This window comes from Mixta calida (assembly GCF_002953215.1).
In the GTDB taxonomy this organism is placed as follows: Bacteria; Pseudomonadota; Gammaproteobacteria; order Enterobacterales; family Enterobacteriaceae; genus Mixta; species Mixta calida.
In genome coordinates this window covers 1,732,833-1,752,501 of sequence record NZ_CP026378.1, presented here as the reverse complement: position 1 = coordinate 1,752,501, position 19,669 = coordinate 1,732,833, and the positions used below count along the sequence as shown (strand labels likewise).

22 protein-coding genes are annotated in these 19,669 nt (G+C 59.4%); 8 read left to right on the top strand and 14 right to left on the bottom strand.

Going from position 1 to position 19,669, the window contains the following annotated elements:
* Nucleotides 1-59: 59 nt before the first annotated feature.
* The 11 genes from flgL to flgB all read right to left on the bottom strand — a co-directional run bounded on the left by flgL (nt 60) and on the right by flgB (nt 10,005).
* Nucleotides 60-1,025, bottom strand: a complete 966-nt coding sequence (flgL, locus tag C2E16_RS08260; RefSeq protein ID WP_084970495.1) for a flagellar hook-associated protein FlgL — start codon at nt 1,023-1,025, stop codon at nt 60-62.
* Between the two features lie 25 nt (nt 1,026-1,050).
* Nucleotides 1,051-2,688, bottom strand: coding sequence for a flagellar hook-associated protein FlgK (gene flgK, locus C2E16_RS08255; RefSeq protein ID WP_084970494.1), 1,638 nt, complete (start codon nt 2,686-2,688; stop codon nt 1,051-1,053).
* 125 nt (nt 2,689-2,813) lie between these two features.
* Nucleotides 2,814-3,782: a flagellar assembly peptidoglycan hydrolase FlgJ gene (flgJ, locus tag C2E16_RS08250; RefSeq protein ID WP_084970493.1), complete on the bottom strand. Its 969-nt coding sequence runs from the start codon at nt 3,780-3,782 to the stop codon at nt 2,814-2,816.
* Nucleotides 3,782-4,891, bottom strand: coding sequence for a flagellar basal body P-ring protein FlgI (locus C2E16_RS08245; RefSeq protein WP_038626807.1), 1,110 nt, complete (start codon nt 4,889-4,891; stop codon nt 3,782-3,784). Before C2E16_RS08245 ends, flgJ begins: the two co-directional genes overlap by 1 nt.
* A 9-nt stretch (nt 4,892-4,900) precedes the next feature.
* On the bottom strand, nt 4,901-5,605 hold the full coding sequence (gene flgH, locus C2E16_RS08240; RefSeq protein WP_038630048.1) for a flagellar basal body L-ring protein FlgH: 705 nt from the start codon (nt 5,603-5,605) through the stop codon (nt 4,901-4,903).
* Between the two features lie 82 nt (nt 5,606-5,687).
* Nucleotides 5,688-6,470: a flagellar basal-body rod protein FlgG gene (gene flgG / locus C2E16_RS08235; protein WP_038626809.1), complete on the bottom strand. Its 783-nt coding sequence runs from the start codon at nt 6,468-6,470 to the stop codon at nt 5,688-5,690.
* Between the two features lie 17 nt (nt 6,471-6,487).
* Nucleotides 6,488-7,246 (bottom strand): flagellar basal body rod protein FlgF, encoded by a 759-nt coding sequence (locus tag C2E16_RS08230; protein WP_038626811.1) that lies wholly within the window; start codon nt 7,244-7,246, stop codon nt 6,488-6,490.
* Between the two features lie 21 nt (nt 7,247-7,267).
* Nucleotides 7,268-8,467 carry a flagellar hook protein FlgE gene (gene flgE, locus C2E16_RS08225; RefSeq protein ID WP_084970492.1) on the bottom strand — a complete coding sequence of 400 codons (1,200 nt, stop codon included), beginning with the start codon at nt 8,465-8,467 and terminating at the stop codon, nt 7,268-7,270.
* 29 nt (nt 8,468-8,496) lie between these two features.
* Nucleotides 8,497-9,171 (bottom strand): flagellar hook assembly protein FlgD, encoded by a 675-nt coding sequence (flgD, locus tag C2E16_RS08220; RefSeq protein ID WP_038626814.1) that lies wholly within the window; start codon nt 9,169-9,171, stop codon nt 8,497-8,499.
* Between the two features lie 12 nt (nt 9,172-9,183).
* Nucleotides 9,184-9,588 carry a flagellar basal body rod protein FlgC gene (flgC, locus tag C2E16_RS08215; protein WP_038626816.1) on the bottom strand — a complete coding sequence of 135 codons (405 nt, stop codon included), beginning with the start codon at nt 9,586-9,588 and terminating at the stop codon, nt 9,184-9,186.
* A 3-nt stretch (nt 9,589-9,591) separates the two neighbouring features.
* Nucleotides 9,592-10,005, bottom strand: coding sequence for a flagellar basal body rod protein FlgB (flgB, locus tag C2E16_RS08210; RefSeq protein WP_038626817.1), 414 nt, complete (start codon nt 10,003-10,005; stop codon nt 9,592-9,594).
* A gap of 155 nt (nt 10,006-10,160) precedes the next feature.
* On the opposite strand from flgB, the gene flgA reads away from it, so the two are divergent.
* From flgA to flgN, 3 genes are all read left to right on the top strand, one after another.
* Nucleotides 10,161-10,820: a flagellar basal body P-ring formation chaperone FlgA gene (flgA, locus tag C2E16_RS08205; RefSeq protein WP_038630049.1), complete on the top strand. Its 660-nt coding sequence runs from the start codon at nt 10,161-10,163 to the stop codon at nt 10,818-10,820.
* A gap of 102 nt (nt 10,821-10,922) precedes the next feature.
* On the top strand, nt 10,923-11,222 hold the full coding sequence (flgM, locus tag C2E16_RS08200; protein ID WP_038626819.1) for a flagellar biosynthesis anti-sigma factor FlgM: 300 nt from the start codon (nt 10,923-10,925) through the stop codon (nt 11,220-11,222).
* A gap of 5 nt (nt 11,223-11,227) precedes the next feature.
* Nucleotides 11,228-11,659, top strand: coding sequence for a flagellar export chaperone FlgN (gene flgN / locus C2E16_RS08195; protein WP_038626821.1), 432 nt, complete (start codon nt 11,228-11,230; stop codon nt 11,657-11,659).
* Between the two features lie 55 nt (nt 11,660-11,714).
* Here flgN and murJ read toward each other — a convergent pair whose 3' ends face one another.
* The 3 genes from murJ to rimJ form a co-directional block, all read right to left on the bottom strand.
* Nucleotides 11,715-13,253, bottom strand: coding sequence for a murein biosynthesis integral membrane protein MurJ (gene murJ, locus C2E16_RS08190; RefSeq protein ID WP_084970491.1), 1,539 nt, complete (start codon nt 13,251-13,253; stop codon nt 11,715-11,717).
* A gap of 123 nt (nt 13,254-13,376) precedes the next feature.
* Nucleotides 13,377-14,297 (bottom strand): Gfo/Idh/MocA family protein, encoded by a 921-nt coding sequence (locus tag C2E16_RS08185; protein ID WP_084970490.1) that lies wholly within the window; start codon nt 14,295-14,297, stop codon nt 13,377-13,379.
* Between the two features lie 121 nt (nt 14,298-14,418).
* On the bottom strand, nt 14,419-15,009 hold the full coding sequence (gene rimJ / locus C2E16_RS08180; protein WP_038626827.1) for a ribosomal protein S5-alanine N-acetyltransferase: 591 nt from the start codon (nt 15,007-15,009) through the stop codon (nt 14,419-14,421).
* Between the two features lie 292 nt (nt 15,010-15,301).
* Here rimJ and mdtH point away from each other — a divergent pair, with 292 nt between their 5' ends.
* From mdtH to dinI, 5 genes are all read left to right on the top strand, one after another.
* Nucleotides 15,302-16,507: a multidrug efflux MFS transporter MdtH gene (gene mdtH, locus C2E16_RS08175; RefSeq protein WP_104951462.1), complete on the top strand. Its 1,206-nt coding sequence runs from the start codon at nt 15,302-15,304 to the stop codon at nt 16,505-16,507.
* A 110-nt stretch (nt 16,508-16,617) separates the two neighbouring features.
* The gene (grxB, locus tag C2E16_RS08170) at nt 16,618-17,265 is read left to right on the top strand and encodes a glutaredoxin 2 (protein WP_038626831.1); all 648 of its coding nucleotides are present in this window, start codon (nt 16,618-16,620) and stop codon (nt 17,263-17,265) included.
* 135 nt (nt 17,266-17,400) lie between these two features.
* On the top strand, nt 17,401-17,964 hold the full coding sequence (locus tag C2E16_RS08165) for a lipoprotein (RefSeq protein WP_038626833.1): 564 nt from the start codon (nt 17,401-17,403) through the stop codon (nt 17,962-17,964).
* Nucleotides 17,965-18,121: 157 nt separating this feature from the next.
* Complete coding sequence (gene pyrC, locus C2E16_RS08160; protein WP_084970932.1) at nt 18,122-19,165, top strand: dihydroorotase; 1,044 nt, start codon at nt 18,122-18,124, stop codon at nt 19,163-19,165.
* 137 nt (nt 19,166-19,302) lie between these two features.
* Nucleotides 19,303-19,548: a DNA damage-inducible protein I gene (gene dinI / locus C2E16_RS08155; protein ID WP_038626837.1), complete on the top strand. Its 246-nt coding sequence runs from the start codon at nt 19,303-19,305 to the stop codon at nt 19,546-19,548.
* Nucleotides 19,549-19,669 lie beyond the last annotated feature (121 nt).

Below are 19,669 nucleotides of genomic sequence, written 5' to 3'. Positions count from 1 at the left end.
GCCATCGGTGACGGGAAAACTGAACGCGCCCGGTTTAAGCACGTTCAAAAACGAAACGGTTAACGATTCATCTGGAACAGGGACATCTGAGACATATCGCTGAAGGTTTTATAAGACGCCTGCAACGCCTGCTGCTGCATGGTGTAGGTAGAGATCGCCTTGGTGTAGTCGACATCCACCAGTCCGCTCATACGGGTCGCCTGTAGCGTGCTGCGATCGGCGCCGAGGCTGTCCAGTTTATCCAGCTCATCCAGCTGCGTGCCCAACTCGGAGCGTACCGCCAGAATGTTGTTCAGCGAGTTGCTCAGGCCGCGCGTCGCTTTATCCAGCGCATCTTTAGAGACCGCTTTGGTGGCGTCGTCCGCATTCTGAATCGGCTGCTTCAGCGCATTAATGGCGGTATCCAGCGTGTTAAAAATATTGCTTTCGCTGACGCCGTTATTCGGCTCTTTCACCGCGTTGCTGGTCAACGACATAAATACCTGCGCGCCGGTATGGCTGGTGGTCATGGTACGGCTGGCATCGACCTTCTGCGTAATGGCGTCGGTGCCGCCGTTATAGACGATGCTACCGTTGGCATCTTCAGTAAAGGGCGCGCTGTCGCTCTTGTAACCGGCGAAAATATAGCGGCCGTTGCCGTCGGTGCTGTTCGCCAGGTTCAGCAGCTGCGAGCGAATCCCCTCAAGCTGCGTAGCGTAAGAGGCGCGGTCGTCGTCAGAAAGCGCGCCGTTGCCTGCAGAAATAACCGCCGACTGTGCGCTCTGCACGGCCAGAGTGACGTTTTGCAGCGTACTTTCTTCCAGCGAAACGCTCTGGCTGGCGAAGTTGCGCGCCAGCTTGTACTGGCTGTTCTCCGCCTGCGCCTGAGACAGCACGACCGCCTGCGCAGCCGCCAGCGGATCGTCAGACGGGTTGACAACCCGTTTGCCGGTGGAGAGCTGCTCCCCCGCCTTCAGCCAACTTGACTGCGCGTTAGATACGCCGCGCATCTGCTGGTCAAACATCATGTTGGTACTGAGTCGCATTGTGGTTATTCCTTCATTAATTCAATTAGCCACGGATGTTGATCAACGCATCGAAAATCGCTGACGCCGTTTGCAATACCTGCGCATTCGCCATGTAGTACTGCTGGTAGCGTTGCAGGTTGGCGTACTCTTCATCAAGGTTGACGCCCGACACCGATTGCTGGCGGTTAGTCAGCTGCGTCACCACGTTGGTCTGCGTCTCGCTGGTGGTTTTCAGCGTATTGGTTTTGTTGCCGATATCGCTCACCAGGCTGGCGTAGGCCTGCGACAGCGTCGCGTTGCCGTTCACCAGGTTTTTGCTCTGCAAATCGAGCAGTTTTTGCGCGTTGCGGTTATCGCTTTCGCCGCCCGTCGCCGACGCCGCGGCAATCTGCGACTCGTTGCTGATCGCCACGTCCATATTGACGATGGCGTTGCTGACCGGCTTGACCACAAAGCTATCATTGGCGGACGGCGTGCCTGACGGCGTCAGCTGCAGGCCGTCGAAATTGAGTTTGCCGTTCGCGTCCAGCGTCGCGCTGACGTTAGTGTTGTCCGACAGGCGTTTGACGTTCCAGTTGCTGCCGTCCCACGACACCTTGTAGTCGGTCGCCTGCGCCTTGCTGGTGTCGCTCCAGCTGGCGGTCAGGGTCACGGAGGAGCCGTTTTTGCTGTTGCTTACCACCGACGGGCCGCCGATGGAGAAGAAGTCGGTACCGGCGTTGCCTTTGCTGTCAAAGCCCGCTTTATGCTGGGTGTTGAAGCTGTCGGCGAAGTTGAGCGCCAGCTGGTTCAGCTTGTTGCGCGCCGAGTCGAGGTCTTCGTTGCGGAACTTCAGCAGGCCGCCCAGCGAACCGGTACTGACCAGGTTTTCCGGGATTTCGACATTGCCTGCGGTTTTATCCACGTAGCCGACGGTGGTGCGGGTCGGATCGCTGCTGGAAGGCATCGCCACCAGCTCTTTGGTGTCCGAACCGTTCACCAGCGCCAGACCGTTCGACATCGAAACGATATAGCTGCCGTCCTGTTTGGAGACATTGACGCCCACCAGGTCGTTCAGCTTGTTCACCAACGCATCGCGCTGATCCATCAGGCTGTTGGGATCGGCGCCGGCGCCCGCCGCCTGGAGCTTGCCGATCTGACCGTTCAGATTGGCGATCTGGCTGGAGTAGCTGTTGATCTGCTGGATGGACGACGCCACGTTGGTGTTGATGCTGCTGTCCATGTTGCGCAGATACTGGTCGGTCACTTTAAACTGGTTAACCAGACCGGACGCTTTGCCCATCAGCGTCTGACGCGCGGAAGGATCGTCCGCGTTGCTCACGACGTTCTGCAACGTGGTGAAGAAATCAGAAAGCGTGGTCGACAGGCTGTTAGACGACGAAGACATCAGGTCGTCGATATTCGAAATCTGGTTATATTGCGAAGTAATGCCACTGTTCTGCGCAGAAGCGCTGCGCAGCTGACCGGTAATGAACTCGTCATATTCGCGATGAACGCCGCTAACGGTGACGCCGTTGCCGTAATAGCTGCTGCCGCTCAGGGTGCTGGGCAGCGATGACAGATCCGCCGTCTGGCGCGAATAGCCGTCTACCCTGTAATTGCTGATGTTATTGCTGGTCGTGCTCAGCGCAGCCTGCGCGGCGCTCAGTCCGCTCATTGCGGAGTTAATTAAGCTGGACATGTCGGTTCCTTTTTGCCCCGGTAACGCACCGGGCGGCAGTAAACGAATCGGGTGCCGCGAGCGTGCTGGACACTCTCTGGCCTGTTGTGGTTATCGGCGTGCTTAAGTGAAACTTGAGTGAAAAATCAGAACAGATCGCCGATATCATTGCCGTAGGCTTTGGCGACCTTTTCGCCCAGATTTTTAAACTGCTGGATCATGCCCACCAGCTTTTTGGCGTACTTCGGATCGGTGGCGTAGCCCGCTTCCTGCAACGCATGCGCGCCCTCTTCCGCCGTTTTCGCCGTGGTCACTTTGGCGTAACGCGAATTGTTGCTCAGCAGGTTGGCGTAGTCGGTTAACGCATCAAGATAGGAGTCATAGACGCGGAATGCCGCCTTCACCTTTTTCGCCACGCCGTTCTCATATTCGGTGGTGGTAATTTCCGTGGTTTTCCCCTGCCAGCTGCTGGTGGCTTTAATGCCGAACAGGTTATAGCTCGGTTTGCCGTCCTCGGTCAGAATCTGACGTTTGCCCCAGCCCGACTCCAGCGCCGCCTGGGCGAGGATCAGCTGATGCGGAATGCCGGTCTGCTGGCTGGCCAGCTGCGCCGGCTGCGTTAGTTTGGCGATAAAGTCGCTGCTGTCGCCGCTCAGCGGCGCGCTTTCAGTCGGCTGCGGCAGCTTCGGCACCGCACGCTGCACCATTTGCAGCATCTGCGTCTGCATCTGTTCCAGCTGACGGGGCAGCAGCGTATTGATCACGACTGAACGGTCAAGCGGCATCGGCACGGTGCCCGCCTTTTCGTCCGGCGCCTGAGCCGGCATCATCTGCTTCACGATGACGTCCGCCAGCCCAAGCCCTTTATTGCCCATTTCCTGCGCAATCTGCTGGTCATACATTGAGGTGAACATCCGCGACTGTTCGGTGCTGAGCAGGCCATCCTGCGGCAGCGCCTGACGCATACTTTTCAACATCATCTGCACAAACATGCCTTCCACCTGCTTCGCCACCTGCAACGCTTTTCCATTTGGATCGTTGCCTGCCTGACGTTTCAGGTCATTGAGCGACTGGCTGTCAAACGCCGCGCTCGCTACAGATTGCGTATCATTCATCAGATAATTTCCAGTTTGGCGCGCAGGCAGCCCGCGCTCTGCATTGACTGAAGAATCGACATCAGGTCCATCGGCGTCGCGCCGAGCGCGTTCAGAGCGCGCACCACGCTGTTCAGGTTGGCGCTGGCGTTAACGCGTTGCAGCGCGCCGCCTTCCTGACGCATATCGATCTGCGTTTGCGGCGTCACCACGGTCTGACCGCCCGCCAGCGGGGTATTCGGCTGACTAACATTCTGCTGTTGGTTCACCGTCACCGACAGGTTGCCCTGCGCAACCGCACAGGAGCTGAGCGCCACTTCGCGGTTCATCACCACCGATCCGGTTCGCGAGTTGATAATCACTTTCGCGTCCTGAATCGGCACCGACACGTCCAGATCCTGGATATCGGCCAGCAGACGCACCTGCGAACTGTTGTTCATCGGCACACGCACCTGTACGGTGCGGGCGTCCAGCGGTTGCGCCACGCCTAAGCCGCGGCCGTTGATAGCGTCGCTGATGCGCTGCGCCATGCTGAAATCTTCGTCATTCAGCTGCAGGTTAAGCGTGCCCTGGGTGCCGAAGTTACTCTGAATTTCACGTTCAATGGTCGCGCCGCCGGTGATGCGGCCGCCGTTCAGCTGGTTGACCTGCACGCTGGAGCCGCCTGCCGAGGCGCCCGCGCCGCCGACCAGAATGTTGCCCTGCGCCAGCGCGTAAACCTGGTTGTCGACGCCTTTCAGCGGCGTCATCAGCAGCGTGCCGCCGCGCAGGCTTTTGGCGTTGCCCAGCGAGGAGACGACGACGTCGATCTGCTGCCCCTGACGGCCAAACGCCGGCAGACTGGCGGTCACCATCACCGCCGCCACGTTTTTCAGCTGCATGTTGGTGCCGGTCGGCACGGTGATGCCGAGCTGGGAAAGCATGTTGTTCAGCGACTGGGTGGTGAACGGCGTCTGCGCCGTCTGGTCGCCGGTGCCGTCAAGCCCGACCACCAGGCCGTAGCCGATCAGCTGGTTATCCCGGACGCCCTGGATAGTAGCGAGATCGCGGATGCGATCGGCGCAGGCAAATGCGCTGACGCCCAGCAGCAGCAGCGAAAGCGCGAAACGAATAATGCGTGACTGTGACATAAAAGCCTCTTACATCGGTGAGATGTTCAGGAAGAAGCGCTGCAGCCAACCCATGTTCTGCGCTTCGTTGATATAGCCGTTGCCGACATATTCGATACGGGCGTCGGCCACCTGCGTGGACACCACGGTATTGCTGCCGCTGATGGTGCGCGGGTTGACCACGCCAGAGAAGCGAATAAATTCGGTGCCCTGGTTAATCTCGATCTGCTTCTCACCGACCACGTTCAGGTTGCCGTTCGGCAGCACCTGATTGACGGTAACCGTAATCGTACCGGTGAAGGTGTTATTGGCGGAGGCGCCGCCCTTACCGGCGAAATCGTTTTTGCCTTCGCCGCTCAGCGAGGTCTTATCGCCGCCCAGCAGGCCTTCCAGCGCGCGCGGCACGGCGGTCAGGCCGAGCGTGGCGCTGCCGTCTCGGCTGGCGTTGGCGGAGGAGCTCTTACTGGCGCTGACGTTTTCTTGCAGCACGATAGTCAGCGTGTCGCCGATATTGCGCGGACGACGATCCTCGAACAGAGGCTGATAACCGTAGTTCATCGGCATCACCCCCTGGAAAATGGAGCCGTTTACCACGGGCGGCATGGCTGGCATCGGCTGAGCCGTCGTTGGGCCATCGACCAGCGGTTTACGGGGAACTAAGGCGCAACCGTTAAGGGTCACCAGCAGCGTGGCGATGACCAAATGTCCAGGCTTGAATGCGTATTGCTTCGCCATGACCTGTATACCTTTCATTATGTCACTCTGGATCGGCGGGACTTACGCCCCGCCGGTTCGCGCTAACGCGCGCTTACTGCCGTTACACCTGCGTCAGTTTTTGCAGCATCTGATCGGAGGTGGTAATAGCCTTACTGTTGATCTCATAGGCGCGCTGCGTCTGGATCATGCTCACCAGCTCTTCCGCCACGTTGACGTTAGAGGTTTCCACGTAGCCCTGATAGAGCAGACCGGCGCCGTTCAGGCCAGGCGTGCTGTCGGTCGGGGCGCCGGAAGCCTGCGTCTCTTTGTAGAGGTTCTCGCCCACGCTTTCGAGACCGGTATCGTTGATAAAGGTGCTCAGCGTCAGCTGACCGACCTGCACCGGCTGCGCCTGACCCTGCTGGGTCACGCTCACCACGCCGTCACGCCCGATGGAGATGCTCAGGGAGTTGGCCGGAATGGTGATGCCGGGCTGAACCGGGAAGCCGGCGTTGGTTACCAGCTGGCCGTTCTGGTCCACCTGGAACGAGCCGTCACGGGTATAGGCCAGGGTGCCGTCCGGCATCTGCACCTGGAAGAAGCCCTGTCCGTTGACCGCCACATCTTTCGAGTTGTCGGTTTTCGACAGGTTGCCTTGGGTGTGCAGGCGCTCGGTCGCCACCGGACGCACGCCGGTGCCGATCTGCAGGCCGGACGGCAGCGTGGTCTGCTCAGAGGACTGAGCGCCCGGCTGACGCATGGTCTGGTACATCAGATCTTCGAATACCGCGCGCGAACGCTTAAAGCCGTTGGTGCTGACGTTGGCCAGGTTGTTGGCGATGACGTCCATATTGGTTTGTTGGGCGTCAAGACCGGTTTTGGCGATCCATAAGGAGCTAATCATGCTGTTTTCCTTTCGCCTTAGCTGCTCATATTGAGCAGCTGGTTGGCGCGTTGTTCGTTTTCATCGACGCTGGAGATGACTTTCATCTGCATCTCGAAGCGGCGGGCGTTAGCGATCATGTCGACCATGGTTTCAACCGGCTTGACGTTGCTGCCTTCCAGCACGCCGGGCATGACATGCACCGTCGGGTCGTTTTGCAACACCGCGCCGCGCTGAGCCTGCGCCGCCGCGGTCAGACGGAACATGCCGTCGTCGCCGCGCATCACTTCCTGACCGGTCGCCTTCACCAGCTTCAGACGTCCCAGCTGCACCGTCGCGTTCGGGGCGTCGCCCGGATTCAGCGCGGTCAGCGTGCCGTCGGAGGCGATGGTGATCTCCGCGCCCTGCGGCACCGCAATCGGACCGCCGTCACCCATCACCGGGTTGCCCTGAATGGTGAGCTGCCCGGTGGGGCTGACCTGCATGTTGCCGTTGCGGGTGTAAGCTTCGGTGCCGTCCGGTGCCTGCACCGCCAGCCAGCCGTCCTGCTGTACCGCCACATCCAGCGAACGCTGGGTGTAGTCGAGCGCGCCCGACGACATATCGGAGCCCGGCGTCGAGGCGGTGACCAGCGTACGCGTCGGCAGCGACAGGCCTTCTACCGGCACCGCGCGCAGCGCATTAAGCTGCGCGCGAAAGCCTGGGGTGGAGGCGTTGGCCAGGTTGTTGGCCGTCACCGCCTGCATATTGAGCGTCTGGCTCGCCGCGCCCATGGCGGTATAAATCGCGTGATCCATAGCGCAATCCTGTTAGCGTTATTAACGCAGGTTAACCAGCGTGTTGAGGATCTGATCCTGGGTTTTGATAGTCTGCGCGTTCGACTGATAGTTACGCTGCGCCACGATCATATTGACCAGTTCTTTACTCAGATCGACGTTAGAAGACTCCAGCGCGCCTGCGGTCAGGGTGCCGAGGTTGCCGGTGCCCGCCAGGCCAACCAGCGGCTGACCGGAAGAGGCGGTAGATGACCAGACGTTATCGCCTTCCGACTTCAGGCCTTCGGCGTTCGCGAAGTTCGCCAGCACGATCTGACCCAGCACCTGCGTTTTCTCGTTGGAGTAGTTGCCCACTACCGTGCCGTCATTGTTGATCTGGTAGCTCACCAGGTCGCCCGGCTTGTAGCCATCCTGCGTCGGGTTGCCGAAGGTGTTGGCGCCGGTGTTCTGCTGCATGCTGTTGGTGAAATCCAGCGTAAAGGTCTGCGCGTTGGCGCCGTTCAGCGCGCCCATGGAGATAGTCTGGCTGGCCGCAGAGGTCATGATGCCGTTGGCGTTAAAGCTCATGGTAAACGGCGTGGTCGCGGTGCCGGTGCTGGAGTCGATCGGGTGCACGCTCCAGTTGTTGTCCGCGGTTTTCACGAAATAGAGATCGATGGTGTGCGCGTTGCCCAGCGAATCATAGGTCGTCATAGACGACTTGGCGTTGTAGCTGGAAGCGTTGGTGCTGTCGAAGCTGGCGTCCGATTTGGTGCCGTCGGATGAGTTCAGGTTAGCAACCAGCCCGCCTTTGGTGGTAGCGCTGGCGGTCATCTGAGTGGTCGGCACGCTGAGCGCAACCGGGTTAGCGCCGGTCTGCACGGTCGGAGGCGAGCCCGCAACCGGATAGCCGGTCAGCTTCATGCCCTGCATGTTAACGATGTTGCGGTTCTCATCCAGCATAAACTGACCGTTACGGCTGTAATAGACCGATCCGTTGTCGTCTGCCATGCGGAAGAAGCCCTGCTGGCTGATCGCCACATCCAGGCCGCGGCTGGTGGTAGTGGTGGTGCCGTCGTTAAAGTCCTGGATCACGCCAGCTACTTTTACGCCCATGCCCACTTTCGAGCCGGCGAACATGTCGGCGAACGCGACGGTGCTGGATTTAAAACCGGCGGTCGCGGAGTTGGAAATGTTGTTGCCGATAACGTCGAGGTTACTGGAGGCCGCGTTTAAGCCGCTGACCGCTTGTGAAAAGCCCATGTGTCACTCCTGAGTAAATTGGTGTCGTTTTAGAGAATCTGACGAATTTTATCGAGCGTGGTGGTGCCCATCGTCCCGAGGTCAAGGATTGCCCCGCTGGAATCGGTGGTCACACCGTTCACTAAGGCATAGTTCAGTGGCTGCGCCACCAGTTGTTCTGTCCCGTCGCTGGCGGCGAGCGAGACGTTATATTTGCCATCCGGCGCCGTAGTGCCATCCGCCAGCGTGCCGTCCCACGAGAAGGTGTGGACGCCCGCCGTCAGGCCGCCAAGATCGAGGGTGCGCACCACTTTGCCGCTGCCGTCGGTAATGGTCGCGGTGGTGGTAGTCGAGGCGCGCGTCAGATCGACGCCGAACGGCGTGGCCTGCCCCTTGCCCGCCAGAATCTGCGTGCCCGGCACCATGACGCCGTGGCCGATCAGGGTAGAGGCCTGCATCGACTGGTTGCTGTTGATCTGACCGGAAATCGAACCCAGCGTGGTGTTCAGCTTCTCAATGCCGCTTACGGTATTGATCTGCGCCAGCTGCGTGGTCAGCTCGTTGTTCTCCATCGGATTGGTGGGATCCTGGTTTTTCAGCTGCGTCACCAGCAGCGTCAAAAAGTTGCTCTGCAGATCGGACGCGCTGCTGCTGCTCGACGCCCCGGTGGTGTTGGTCAGGACACTGGGGTTGATCTTTTCGTTAACGCCAACGGCTAAGCCCATTGTTATTCTCCGTTATTGACCCATGGTCAGGGTTTTCATCATCATTGACTTGACGGTGTTCAGCACTTCGACGTTCGCCTGATAGCTGCGCGATGCCGCCATGCTATTTACCGTCTCGCTGACCACGTCGACGTTCGGCATCTTGACGTAGCCTTTGCCGTCCGCCAGCGGATTGCCTGGATCGTAAACCAGCTTCGCTGGCGTCTTGTCTTCCACCACCTGGGCCACGCGCACGCCGCCGGTCGCCTGACCCGGCGCGGCGTCCACCTGGAACACCACCTGTTTCGCCACGTAGGGCTGGCCGTCAGGCCCGGTCACGCTGTCGGCGTTGGCCAGGTTGCTGGCGGCGACGTTCAATCGCTGAGACTGTGCAGTCATCGCCGAACCGGCGATATCAAAAATGTTCAGTAATGCCATCTGTTATTGTCCCTGCAGCACGGTCATCATGCCTTTTATCTGGCTGCCGATGAGCGTGAGGTCGGTTTGATATTTCAGGCTGTTGTCCGCGAACTGCGTACGCTCGCGATCCATATCGACGGTGTTGCCATCCATCGACGGCTGATCGGGAATGCGATACAGCAGGTCCATCGACGGCAACTTTGCAGTCTGTGCAGGAATATGGCGTGCCGACGTCACCGCCAGCGACAGGCCTGAACCCTGCGCACGCCCTTTCTCCAGCGCGCGGTTAAGCTCGCTGGCGAAATCGATATCTCTGGCCTGATAGCCTGGGGTATCGGCGTTAGCGATGTTGGATGCCAGGATCTCCTGACGTTGAGCCCGCAGGTTCAGCGCTTCGGTGCCGAACTGTAGTGCTGCATCCAGTTTGTCAAGCATGCTTCCTCCGAAAGTGAAAATTTTGAGTTGTCAGCATAATCGGGCGCGTGGAAAGCTATCGCCGGAATAGCGCTAAAAAGCAGCGCTATTTTTTGCCTTGAAGAATTGCGCGCACGGGTAGAATCAGCGGCATGCAAGGTGACGGGGATAAACAGATGCGGATAATAAAAGGGTGGCTGACGGCGATGCTGTTCATACTGGCGATGCCGGTATGGGCGGACGACTTGACCGCACAGCTCAACCAGTTTTTTAAAACGCGCGATCCGCAGCATGCCGCCGGTATGAACGTTGTGGTGCGCACGCCGCCGCAGCAGTGGCCGGCCTGCCCCGCGCCGCAGTTCTCGCTTCCCGGCAACAGCCGTCTGTGGGGCACGATGAGCGTGGCGGCGAACTGCGATCAGCAGCGCCGTTATATCCAGGTGGAAGTGCAGGTGACCGGCGATTACGTGGTGGTGAACCGTCAGGTGCCGCGCGGCGCCACGCTGAGCGTCGCGGACGTGGTCATAAAGCAGGGACGACTCGATACCCTGCCTGCGCGCGCGGTGCTCGATCCACAGCAAATTGTCGATGCGGTCAGCGTGCGCGACCTGCTGCCCGACCAGCCGCTGACGCTCTCAATGGTGCGTCAGCCCTGGCGGGTAAAAGCCGGTCAGCCGGTGATTGTGATTGCGCAGGGCGACGGTTTTAACGCCAGCGGCGAAGGTCGGGCGCTGAACAACGCCACGGCGACGCAGCGGGTGCGGGTGCGAATGGGAAATGGGCAAATAGTCAGCGGCAGCGTCAGTGCGGATGGGAATATTCTTATATCGCTATAAACTGCTAAAGATGGCTGTTGTTCTGCCGATAGTGGGATCAACATACATTGTACTCTTTGCCTATCAGGCAGCATCCAGGCCTGAATTTACAGGAGCCAGACCATGAGCATTGATAAAACTAAAGCTATGCAGCCCGTCAGCACCGTTCAGCCGCGCGAAAGCAATGAAAGCGCTGGCGCGAAAGTGCGTCAGACCAGCAGCGCAGCAACGCCAGCCGGTGCCGCGCAGGTCAGCCTGAGCGGCGCTCAGTCCCAGCTGATGAAGCCGGGCAGTCAGGACATTAATACCGCGCGCGTCGAGCAGCTGAAAACCGCCATTCGCAACGGCGAGCTGAAGATGGATACCGGTAAAATCGCTGACGCCCTGATTCAGGAAGCGAAATCGTACTTACAGGATAAATAACCGCTATGAACAGCCTGATTACCGCGCTGGATAAAATGCAGGAAGTCCTCGGCTCGCTGAGCAACATAATAAAGGAAGAGCATGAGCAGCTCTCTGCCGGTTTTATTAACAGCAGCCTGCTTCAGCGTATTACCGAAGATAAAAGTTCACTGCTGACGACGCTGAACTATCTGGACGGCATGCGGCGGGAATCAGAGAAACAGTATCGTCTTCAGGCGCCCTATCGCGGCCAGCCGGAGCTGGCGCGTCGCTGGCAGACGATCGAACAACGCACGCGTCAACTGCGCGACAACAACACCCATAACGGCATGCTGTTAAATCAGCAGGTAGCGCTGAACAGCAAAGCGCTGGCGCTGCTGAAGCCGCATCAGACTCAGGCCTTTTACGGCCCGGACGGTCAGGCGACCTCCGGCGGCTTTACCTCACGGCGGGTTTAACCGCTGAAGCATTAACCCACCGGATTCGCTTCCGGCGGGTTTTGCGCGTTTTGAATCAGGCGACCGAGCGACGGGCGAAGTCGCGTGGGCGGAAACCCAGCAGCGCCAGCACCACGAAATAGGCGCCGCCGCCCACCGCGCAGACCGCCGCCAGCCGCATCAGGCGGTACGGCATGCCGCCGATATCCCAGGCAGGCATCACCATCAGCATCGCTACCAGCACGCCCGCCATCACCACCACCGCCAGCACCAGACGCAGCAAAAAACCGAACCAGCCCGGCTGCGGCTGAAAAATTTGCTTTTTACGCAGCTGCCAGAACAGCAGCGCGCCGTTCAGACAGGCGGCCAGACCAATCGACAGCGACAGTCCCGCATGCTTCAGCGGCCCGATAAAGGCCAGGTTCATCAGCTGCGTCATAATCAGCGTGACGATGGCGATCTTTACCGGCGTTTTGATGTCCTGCCGTGAGTAAAAGCCCGGCGCCAGCACCTTCACCACGATCAACCCCATCAGGCCGACCGAATAGGCGATCAGCGCGCGCTGCGTCATCGCGGCGTCAAAGGCGGTGAACTTGCCGTACTGGAACAGCGCCACGGTGAGCGGCCCGGAGAGAATCCCCAGCGCCACCGCGCTCGGCAGCGCCAGCAGGAAGCAGAGACGCAGTCCCCAGTCCATCAGGCGCGAATATTCATCATGGTTGCCGCTGGCGAAGCTGCGCGACAGCGACGGCAGCAGAATGGTGCCCAGCGCCACGCCCAATACGCCGGAGGGAAACTCCATCAGGCGATCGGCGTAGTACATCCATGATACCGAGCCGGAGACGAGGAACGAGGCGAAAATGGTGTTGATGATCAGCGAAATCTGGCTGACGGAAACGCCGAGGATTGCCGGTCCCATCTGACGCAGCACGCGCCAGACGCCCGCATCCTTCAGATTGAGGCGCGGCAGCACCAGCATGCCGATCTTTTTCAGGTGCGGCAGCTGATAGCCCAGCTGCAACACGCCGCCGACCACCACCGCCCACGCCAGCGCCAGCACCGGCGGATGGAAATGCGGCGCGCCGAACAGCGCGAAGCCGATCATACTGATATTCAACAGCGTGGGCGCGAAGGCCGGCACCGAAAAGCGGTTCCAGGTGTTGAGGATCGCGCCCACCAGCGAGGCGAGCGAAATCAGCAGAATATAGGGAAAGGTGATGCGCAGCAGACTACTGGAGAGCGCGAACTTATCTGCGGTATCGGCGAAGCCCGGCGCGGTGACCATAATCACCCAGGGCGCGGCGATCATGCCGAGAAAAGTGACCAGCGCCAGCGCCAGGGTCAGCAGCCCTGATACGTAGGCAACGAACACGCGCGTCGCCTCCTCGCCCTGCTTGCTTTTATATTCCGCCAGGATCGGCACAAACGCCTGCGAAAACGCGCCTTCGGCAAAGATGCGGCGCAGCAGATTGGGAAGTTTAAAGGCGACGAAAAAGGCGTCGGTAGCCATCCCGGCTCCGAACACCCTTGCCACAATCGCATCGCGGGCAAAGCCCAGCACGCGTGAGAACAGCGTCATAGAGCTGACCGCCGCCAGGGATTTCAACAAATTCATGGTTAACTGCGCATCCTGAAGGTTCAATCCGGTTAACAGACAATAGCGGACCGGCAGCGGGCCGATCCGGCGGTTAGTCTACCGATACGCAGGGAAATAACCACAATGGATTGTTACAGCAGATTATTCTTGCTCAAGGTCGCGCCAGATTTTTTCCACGATGCGCTGCGCCTTGAGCGCCTGCTCGCCGCTGGTTTCCGGCATTGTCTGATTTTGCACGCAGTCGATAAAATGGCGCGCCGCGCCGTCGAAACCACGCAAGGCCTGGGTGGTTTGCCAGGCGGGCGGCGGCTCAATCAGGGTTTTTCCTTCCGCCTCATGGCGCCAGTCGCGCATTTCGTCCAGCTGCCAGACGCCGCCGTCGGCGATAGCGCTCACCGACTCGCGCTGCGTGCCGGCGCGTCGGTGCATGCTGGTAGTGACCTGAGCGTTGCCGACGCTGAAGTGATGCTCGCCGTAGAGCATCTCTCCCGCCTCGGTGGTCTGGATGTAGCCGTGATGCAGTTTAACCTTGCCGTCCGCCAGCCACAGGGCGGTATCCACCACATGCAGATAGTCGTCCAGCAGGGTAAAACGCAGATCGTGCGGGCCGACGCTGTCGCTGCGGTGTTTCTCCATACGGATCGAGGCAGGCTGATGCAGCGCGGCCTTTAGCTGCTGATAGCGCGGCGCGAAGCGGCGATTGAAGCCGACCATCAGCTTGCGGCCGCGCCGGTGCGCCAGTTCCACTAACGCTTCCGCCTCGTCGAGCGTCTCCGCCAGCGGCTTATCGACGCAGACGTCGACGCCCAGCTCCAGCAGCTCGCGCACCACGCGGTAGTGGCTGGCGGTGCTGCTGTGCACGAACACCGCGTCGCAGTCGGCCGCCAGCGCGTCGATATGGCCGTAGCAGCGCATGCGATAGCTGTCGCATACCTGCTGCGCCTTTTGCTGGTTTGGCGAAAAGCCGCCCACCAGCGTCCACGCATCGGCGCGCGCCAGCACCGGCAGCCAGGCTTTTTGCGCGATGCCGCCTAACCCCACTACCCCAATTTTTACTGTCATAGCAGACCTCTGTATCGGACCTTTTGCGCCAGGCGCGACGCCCGGATGGATGAAAACCAGCCTGTTTGCCAGGCTGAATATGTCAGACGCCGGCGCGAAGAAGAGCCGGCGCGCTACGGCCTCAGCCGCGTCGTTCTGGCGTCCAGTCGCGGCAGGTCAACGCGGTCAGTACATGATCCTGCCAGCGGCCGTCAATCAGCAGATAATCTTTGGCGTAGCCCTCTTTTTCAAAGCCCAGGCGCGCCAGCAGATTGCCGCTGCGCTGATTGTGCGGCATATAGTTGGCCATAATGCGATGCATGCGCTGCTGGCGCTGCATATAGCGGATCGCCGACTGCAACGCTTCAAACATCATCCCCTGCCCCTGCCACTTTTCGCCCAGCGAATAGCCGAGATAGCAGGCGTGAAACGAACCGCGCAGCACGTTGCTGAAATTGGCGACGCCGCGCACCTCTTTCTCTTCAGGGTCCATCACAATAAAATAGAAAGCGCTGCCCTGTTTGTGCATGTCGGTAATCAAGCCAAGACGCGCCTGCCAGCCGGAGGGATAGCAGTGACTTTCGTCGCGCACCGGCTCCCAGGGCTTAAGGAAGGCGCGATTTTCAGCATAGTAATCAGCCAGTCGCCATGCATCGCGCTCATGAACAAGACGTACTACCAGCCGATCGGTAGTCAGGCGCACTTTCGGCGCGGCGGAACGATAGCCAAACATCTTTTCTCCTGAAAGCCATGGCTGATAAACAAAATTGATTGATGCCCGGCGCGGCTGTCGTCAGCGCAGCCCGGCCATCCGTCTCTCATTATTCTGGCTTCACAGATTGCCCGGAAGCAAACCCGGCGTGAAGAAAAGCTGAGAAGACGCTATTACTGCCCTGAAATTACAGCACATTTTGTCAAAGATCGATAAAAAAATATCATTCCCCGTTTGCTGTTAAATTGCACAGCCAACACCGAGAATAGAGCTTCTTCAAATGCGCTTTGTTTATGGTTGCTAAGGAATCAGCATGGCTTGTGTTGCGCGCGCCCGGCGTCTGGGGCGCATTTTTCTGCTGGTCGACAATATGCTGGTGGTGCTGGGCTTTTTTGTCGTTTTTCCGCTGATTTCGATTCGCTTCGTCGATCAGCTGGGCTGGGCGGCGATAATGGTGGGCATCGCGCTTGGGCTGCGTCAGCTGGTGCAGCAGGGGCTGGGGGTCTTCGGCGGCGCGATCGCCGACCGCTTCGGCGCCAAGCCGATGATCGTCAGCGGCATGCTGCTGCGCGCCGCCGGTTTCGCCGCCATGGCGGTGGCGCACGAGCCCTGGGTTCTCTGGTTCTCCTGTCTGCTCTCGGGCATCGGCGGCACGCTGTTCGATCCGCCGCGCACCGCGCTGGTGGTGAAGCTGATCCGCCCGGAGGCGCGCGGCCGCTTCTTTTCGCTGTTAATGATGCAGGACAGCGCTGGCGCAGTGCTGGGCGCGCTAATCGGCAGCTGGCTGCTCGCCTGGGATTTCCGTCTGGTCTGCTGGGCCGGCGCGCTGGTGTTCGTGCTGGCCGCGCTGTTCAACGCCCTGCTGCTGCCCGCCTGGCGCATCTCCACCGTGCCGACGCCGATGCGCGAAGGGTTAAGCCGCGTATTGAAAGATCGCCGCTTCTGCACCTATGTGCTGACGCTGACCGGCTATTACATGCTGGCGGTACAGGTGATGCTGATGCTGCCGATTATGGTGAATCAGGTTGCTGGCAGCGCCAGCGCGGTGAAATGGATGTACGCCATTGAAGCCACGCTGTCGCTGACGCTGCTCTATCCCATCGCCCGCTGGAGCGAAAAGCGCTTTCGCCTGCACCATCGCCTGATGGCGGGCCTGCTGTTGATGACGCTCAGCCTGCTGCCCATCGGCCTGACCGACTCGTTGCAGCAGCTGTTTGTGCTGATCAGCCTGTTTTATATCGGCTCGATTATCGCCGAGCCGGCGCGGGAAACCCTCAGCGCCGAGCTGGCCAGCGCGCGGGCGCGCGGCAGCTATCTCGGCTTCAGCCGCCTCGGCCTGGCGCTGGGCGGCGCGCTCGGCTACACCGGCGGCGGCTGGATGTTCGACGCCGGCCGCGAGCTGGGTCTGCCAGAGCTTCCCTGGCTGATGCTCGGCAGCGTGGGCATGGCGACGCTGCTGGCGCTCTGGTGGCAGTTTCAGCCGCGCACCGCCGCGCCCGCGATGCTCAGCGGCGGCTAAAGCCGCCGTCGCGGTTTGCCCTCCCTCTGAATCTCTTCCATACTTTTTAAGACTATTCAAACGATTGTCGGCGGCCGACGCTGCCGACAGCAGCAGTAAGGAGAGGTCTGGTGAAACTCTATATTTACGATCATTGTCCCTTCTGCGTGAAAGCGCGCATGATTTTCGGTCTGAAAAACCTGCCGGTAGAACTGATCGTGATGCTCAACGACGATGAAGAAACGCCGAAGCGTCTGATCGGTCAGAAGATTGCGCCGATCCTGCAAAAAGAGGATGGCAGCTGCATGCCGGAAAGCCTCGATATTGTGCGTTTTGTCGATAAGCTGGATGGCGAACCGCTGCTGACCGGCAAAACCAATCCCGCCATCAATGACTGGCTGCGCAACGTGAACGGCTACGTGAATAAGCTGCTGCTGCCCCGCATCGCGCAGGCCTCTTTCGCCGAGTTCGCCACGCCGGAAGCGCGCAGCTATTTTAAAAATAAAAAGGAAGCCAGCATCGGTGACTTCGCCGAGCTGAAACAGCACGCCAACGGGCTGGTGAAGAAGATCAGCGACGATCTTCGCGATCTCGATAAGCTGATCGTCAAGCCGAATGCGGTCAACGGCGAGCTGTCGGATGATGACATTCACCTTTTCCCGCTGCTGCGTTCGCTGACGCTGGTGGCAGGCGTCACCTGGCCCAGCCGGGTTGCCGAGTATCGCGATAATATGGCGAAGCAGACGCAGGTTAATTTGCTGAGCTCCATCGCGGTTTGATATTGCCGGGCGGCATCATGCCGCCTCTCTTTTTCCCCTTCTTTACGTATTCTCCTGGTGACTCGCGGCGGCGATTGCGGCAAGCTTAGCCTCCTTAAAAAGGAGACTTTCTCCGCATTACTTTCGAGGATTGTCATGAACAAGGCGTTTCTGGCGCTCTGCGCCCTTCTGGTTGCCGGTCTGCTAACCGCCTGTAACCAGCTTACCCAGTACACCATCTCCGAACAGGAGGTGAACCAGGCTTTGCAAAAGCATAATAACTACGAAAAAAATATCGGCGTCTCCGGGCTGGTCAATGCGCATATCGTACTGACCAACCTCAGCAGCCAGATTGGCCGCGAAGAGCCGGGCAAGGTGACGCTCTCCGGCAACGCGAAGGTCAACATCACTTCACTGCTCGGTCCGCAGCAGGCGGATATGCAGCTGAAGATGAAAGCGCAGCCGTTTTTCGATAAAGAAAAAGGCGCGATTTACCTGAAAGATATGGAAATCGTGCAGTCGGACGTACAGCCGGAGAAAATGCAGCCGGTGCTGCAAACCCTGACGCCCTATCTGAATCAGTCGCTGAAAAGCTATTTCGATCGTGAGCCGGCCTGGGTGTTAAGCACCGAGCGCAGCAAAGCGGAAGCGATGGCGAAAAAACTGGCGAAAGGCATTGAAGTCAAACCGGGCGAGCTGGTTATTCCCTTTACCGACTAACCCTTTTCAACTTATCGGCTATCTTCTCAACGCCCCGCCACGCGGGGCTTTTTTTACCTGACGCGCACAAAGCAAGTGCAATCGGTTGCCTTTATCCTTATGCTTGGTACCCGGCTAAAAACCGCCTTTCTTCATTCTTACCGCCGGAGCATAACTGATGACTGCACAACCCCAGCAACTGATCATTCGCCGCCCTGACGACTGGCATATCCATCTGCGTGACGATGAGATGCTGCGCGCCGTATTGCCCTGGACCAGCGCCGTGTGCGGCCGTGCCATCGTTATGCCTAATCTGGCGCCGCCGGTCACCAGCGTCGAGGCGGCCATCGCCTACCGCGAGCGCATTCTCGCCGCGCTGCCGGAAGGCCATGCGTTCCAGCCGCTGATGACCTGCTACCTGACCGATTCGCTGAGCGCGGACGAAGTGGAAAAAGGGTTCAGCGCTGGCGTTTTCACCGCCGCCAAACTCTATCCCGCTCACGCCACCACCAACTCCAGCCACGGCGTCACCAGCATCGATGCCATCGCTTCGGTGCTGGAGCGGATGCAGCGCATCGGCATGCCGCTGCTGATCCATGGCGAAGTCACCGACGCACATATCGATATTTTCGATCGCGAGGCGCGCTTTATCGAAACGGTGATGGAGCCGCTGCGCCAGCGCTACCCTGAGCTGAAGGTGGTGTTTGAACATATCACCACCAAAGAGGCGGCGCAGTATGTGGAGGCGGGTAATGAGCGTCTCGGCGCGACGATTACCCCGCAGCATCTGATGTTTAACCGTAACCATATGTTGGTCGGCGGCGTGCGTCCGCATCTTTATTGCCTGCCGATCCTGAAGCGCAATGTGCATCAGGAGGCGCTGCGCAAGGTGATCGCCAGCGGCCATCCGCGCTTTTTCCTCGGCACCGATACCGCGCCGCATCTGCGTCACCGTAAAGAGACGAGCTGCGGCTGCGCCGGGGTATTTAACGCGCCGACGGCGCTGCCCGCCTACGCCACGGTATTTGAAGAGATGGATGCGCTGGCGCACTTTGAAGCCTTCTGCTCGGAGAACGGCCCACGCTTCTACGGGCTGCCGCTGAATGAAGGAACGATTCGTCTGGTGCGCGAGCCCTGGACGGTGCCCGAAAGCATCCCTGCGGCGGGCGATACGCTAGTGCCTTTCCTCGCCGGTGAAACGCTGAACTGGCGCGTCGCCTGATACGCCTTTTGGCTGGCGCAGTACGCGTCAGCCGTCTCCGCTTTTCTTTTACGCTTCCCCTCTTTCTCGCGCAGCTTTTCGTTGCTTTGCGTTCGTGTTAACTGTATAAATACACAGTACTCAAAGCGGAGGCAGATATGCGTGTTGAAGTCACTATAGCGAAAACCACTCAGCTCCCTGCCGGCGCTATCGATGCGCTGACGCAGGAGTTGTCAAAACGTATTGATAAAGAATTTCCTGAAGTCAGCAACCATATTTCCGTGCGCTACGCCAGCGCCAATAACCTGACCGTGATGGGCAGTGGTAAAGAAGCGAAAGATCGCGTGACCGAAATCCTGCAGGAGACATGGGAAAGCGCGGACGACTGGTTTATCACTGACTGATCCCCTCTTTGTGCCGTTGTTTGCCGGATATCGCCATCCGGCTTTTTTTTATCTTTGCCGCCTCGCCGCCGCGTCAACGCGGTTATAGACTGTTTTAAGCTGATGACTTATTCTTGCGCCA

What these genes read in the sequence shown, in the direction of transcription:
- flgL (WP_084970495.1), bottom strand. Translation starts at nt 1,025, where the DNA reads ATGCGACTCAGTACCAACATGATGTTTGACCAGCAGATGCGCGGCGTA.
- pyrC (WP_084970932.1), top strand. Translation starts at nt 18,122, where the DNA reads ATGACTGCACAACCCCAGCAACTGATCATTCGCCGCCCTGACGACTGG.
- mdtH (WP_104951462.1), top strand. Translation starts at nt 15,302, where the DNA reads ATGGCTTGTGTTGCGCGCGCCCGGCGTCTGGGGCGCATTTTTCTGCTG.
- murJ (WP_084970491.1), bottom strand. Translation starts at nt 13,253, where the DNA reads ATGAATTTGTTGAAATCCCTGGCGGCGGTCAGCTCTATGACGCTGTTC.
- C2E16_RS08165 (WP_038626833.1), top strand. Translation starts at nt 17,401, where the DNA reads ATGAACAAGGCGTTTCTGGCGCTCTGCGCCCTTCTGGTTGCCGGTCTG.
- flgB (WP_038626817.1), bottom strand. Translation starts at nt 10,005, where the DNA reads ATGCTTGACAAACTGGATGCAGCACTACAGTTCGGCACCGAAGCGCTG.
- flgE (WP_084970492.1), bottom strand. Translation starts at nt 8,467, where the DNA reads ATGGGCTTTTCACAAGCGGTCAGCGGCTTAAACGCGGCCTCCAGTAAC.
- rimJ (WP_038626827.1), bottom strand. Translation starts at nt 15,009, where the DNA reads ATGTTTGGCTATCGTTCCGCCGCGCCGAAAGTGCGCCTGACTACCGAT.
- flgD (WP_038626814.1), bottom strand. Translation starts at nt 9,171, where the DNA reads ATGGGCTTAGCCGTTGGCGTTAACGAAAAGATCAACCCCAGTGTCCTG.
- C2E16_RS08230 (WP_038626811.1), bottom strand. Translation starts at nt 7,246, where the DNA reads ATGGATCACGCGATTTATACCGCCATGGGCGCGGCGAGCCAGACGCTC.
- flgA (WP_038630049.1), top strand. Translation starts at nt 10,161, where the DNA reads ATGCGGATAATAAAAGGGTGGCTGACGGCGATGCTGTTCATACTGGCG.
- flgC (WP_038626816.1), bottom strand. Translation starts at nt 9,588, where the DNA reads ATGGCATTACTGAACATTTTTGATATCGCCGGTTCGGCGATGACTGCA.
- flgJ (WP_084970493.1), bottom strand. Translation starts at nt 3,782, where the DNA reads ATGAATGATACGCAATCTGTAGCGAGCGCGGCGTTTGACAGCCAGTCG.
- flgG (WP_038626809.1), bottom strand. Translation starts at nt 6,470, where the DNA reads ATGATTAGCTCCTTATGGATCGCCAAAACCGGTCTTGACGCCCAACAA.
- C2E16_RS08185 (WP_084970490.1), bottom strand. Translation starts at nt 14,297, where the DNA reads ATGACAGTAAAAATTGGGGTAGTGGGGTTAGGCGGCATCGCGCAAAAA.
- flgM (WP_038626819.1), top strand. Translation starts at nt 10,923, where the DNA reads ATGAGCATTGATAAAACTAAAGCTATGCAGCCCGTCAGCACCGTTCAG.
- dinI (WP_038626837.1), top strand. Translation starts at nt 19,303, where the DNA reads ATGCGTGTTGAAGTCACTATAGCGAAAACCACTCAGCTCCCTGCCGGC.
- flgK (WP_084970494.1), bottom strand. Translation starts at nt 2,688, where the DNA reads ATGTCCAGCTTAATTAACTCCGCAATGAGCGGACTGAGCGCCGCGCAG.
- flgH (WP_038630048.1), bottom strand. Translation starts at nt 5,605, where the DNA reads ATGGCGAAGCAATACGCATTCAAGCCTGGACATTTGGTCATCGCCACG.
- C2E16_RS08245 (WP_038626807.1), bottom strand. Translation starts at nt 4,891, where the DNA reads ATGTCACAGTCACGCATTATTCGTTTCGCGCTTTCGCTGCTGCTGCTG.
- flgN (WP_038626821.1), top strand. Translation starts at nt 11,228, where the DNA reads ATGAACAGCCTGATTACCGCGCTGGATAAAATGCAGGAAGTCCTCGGC.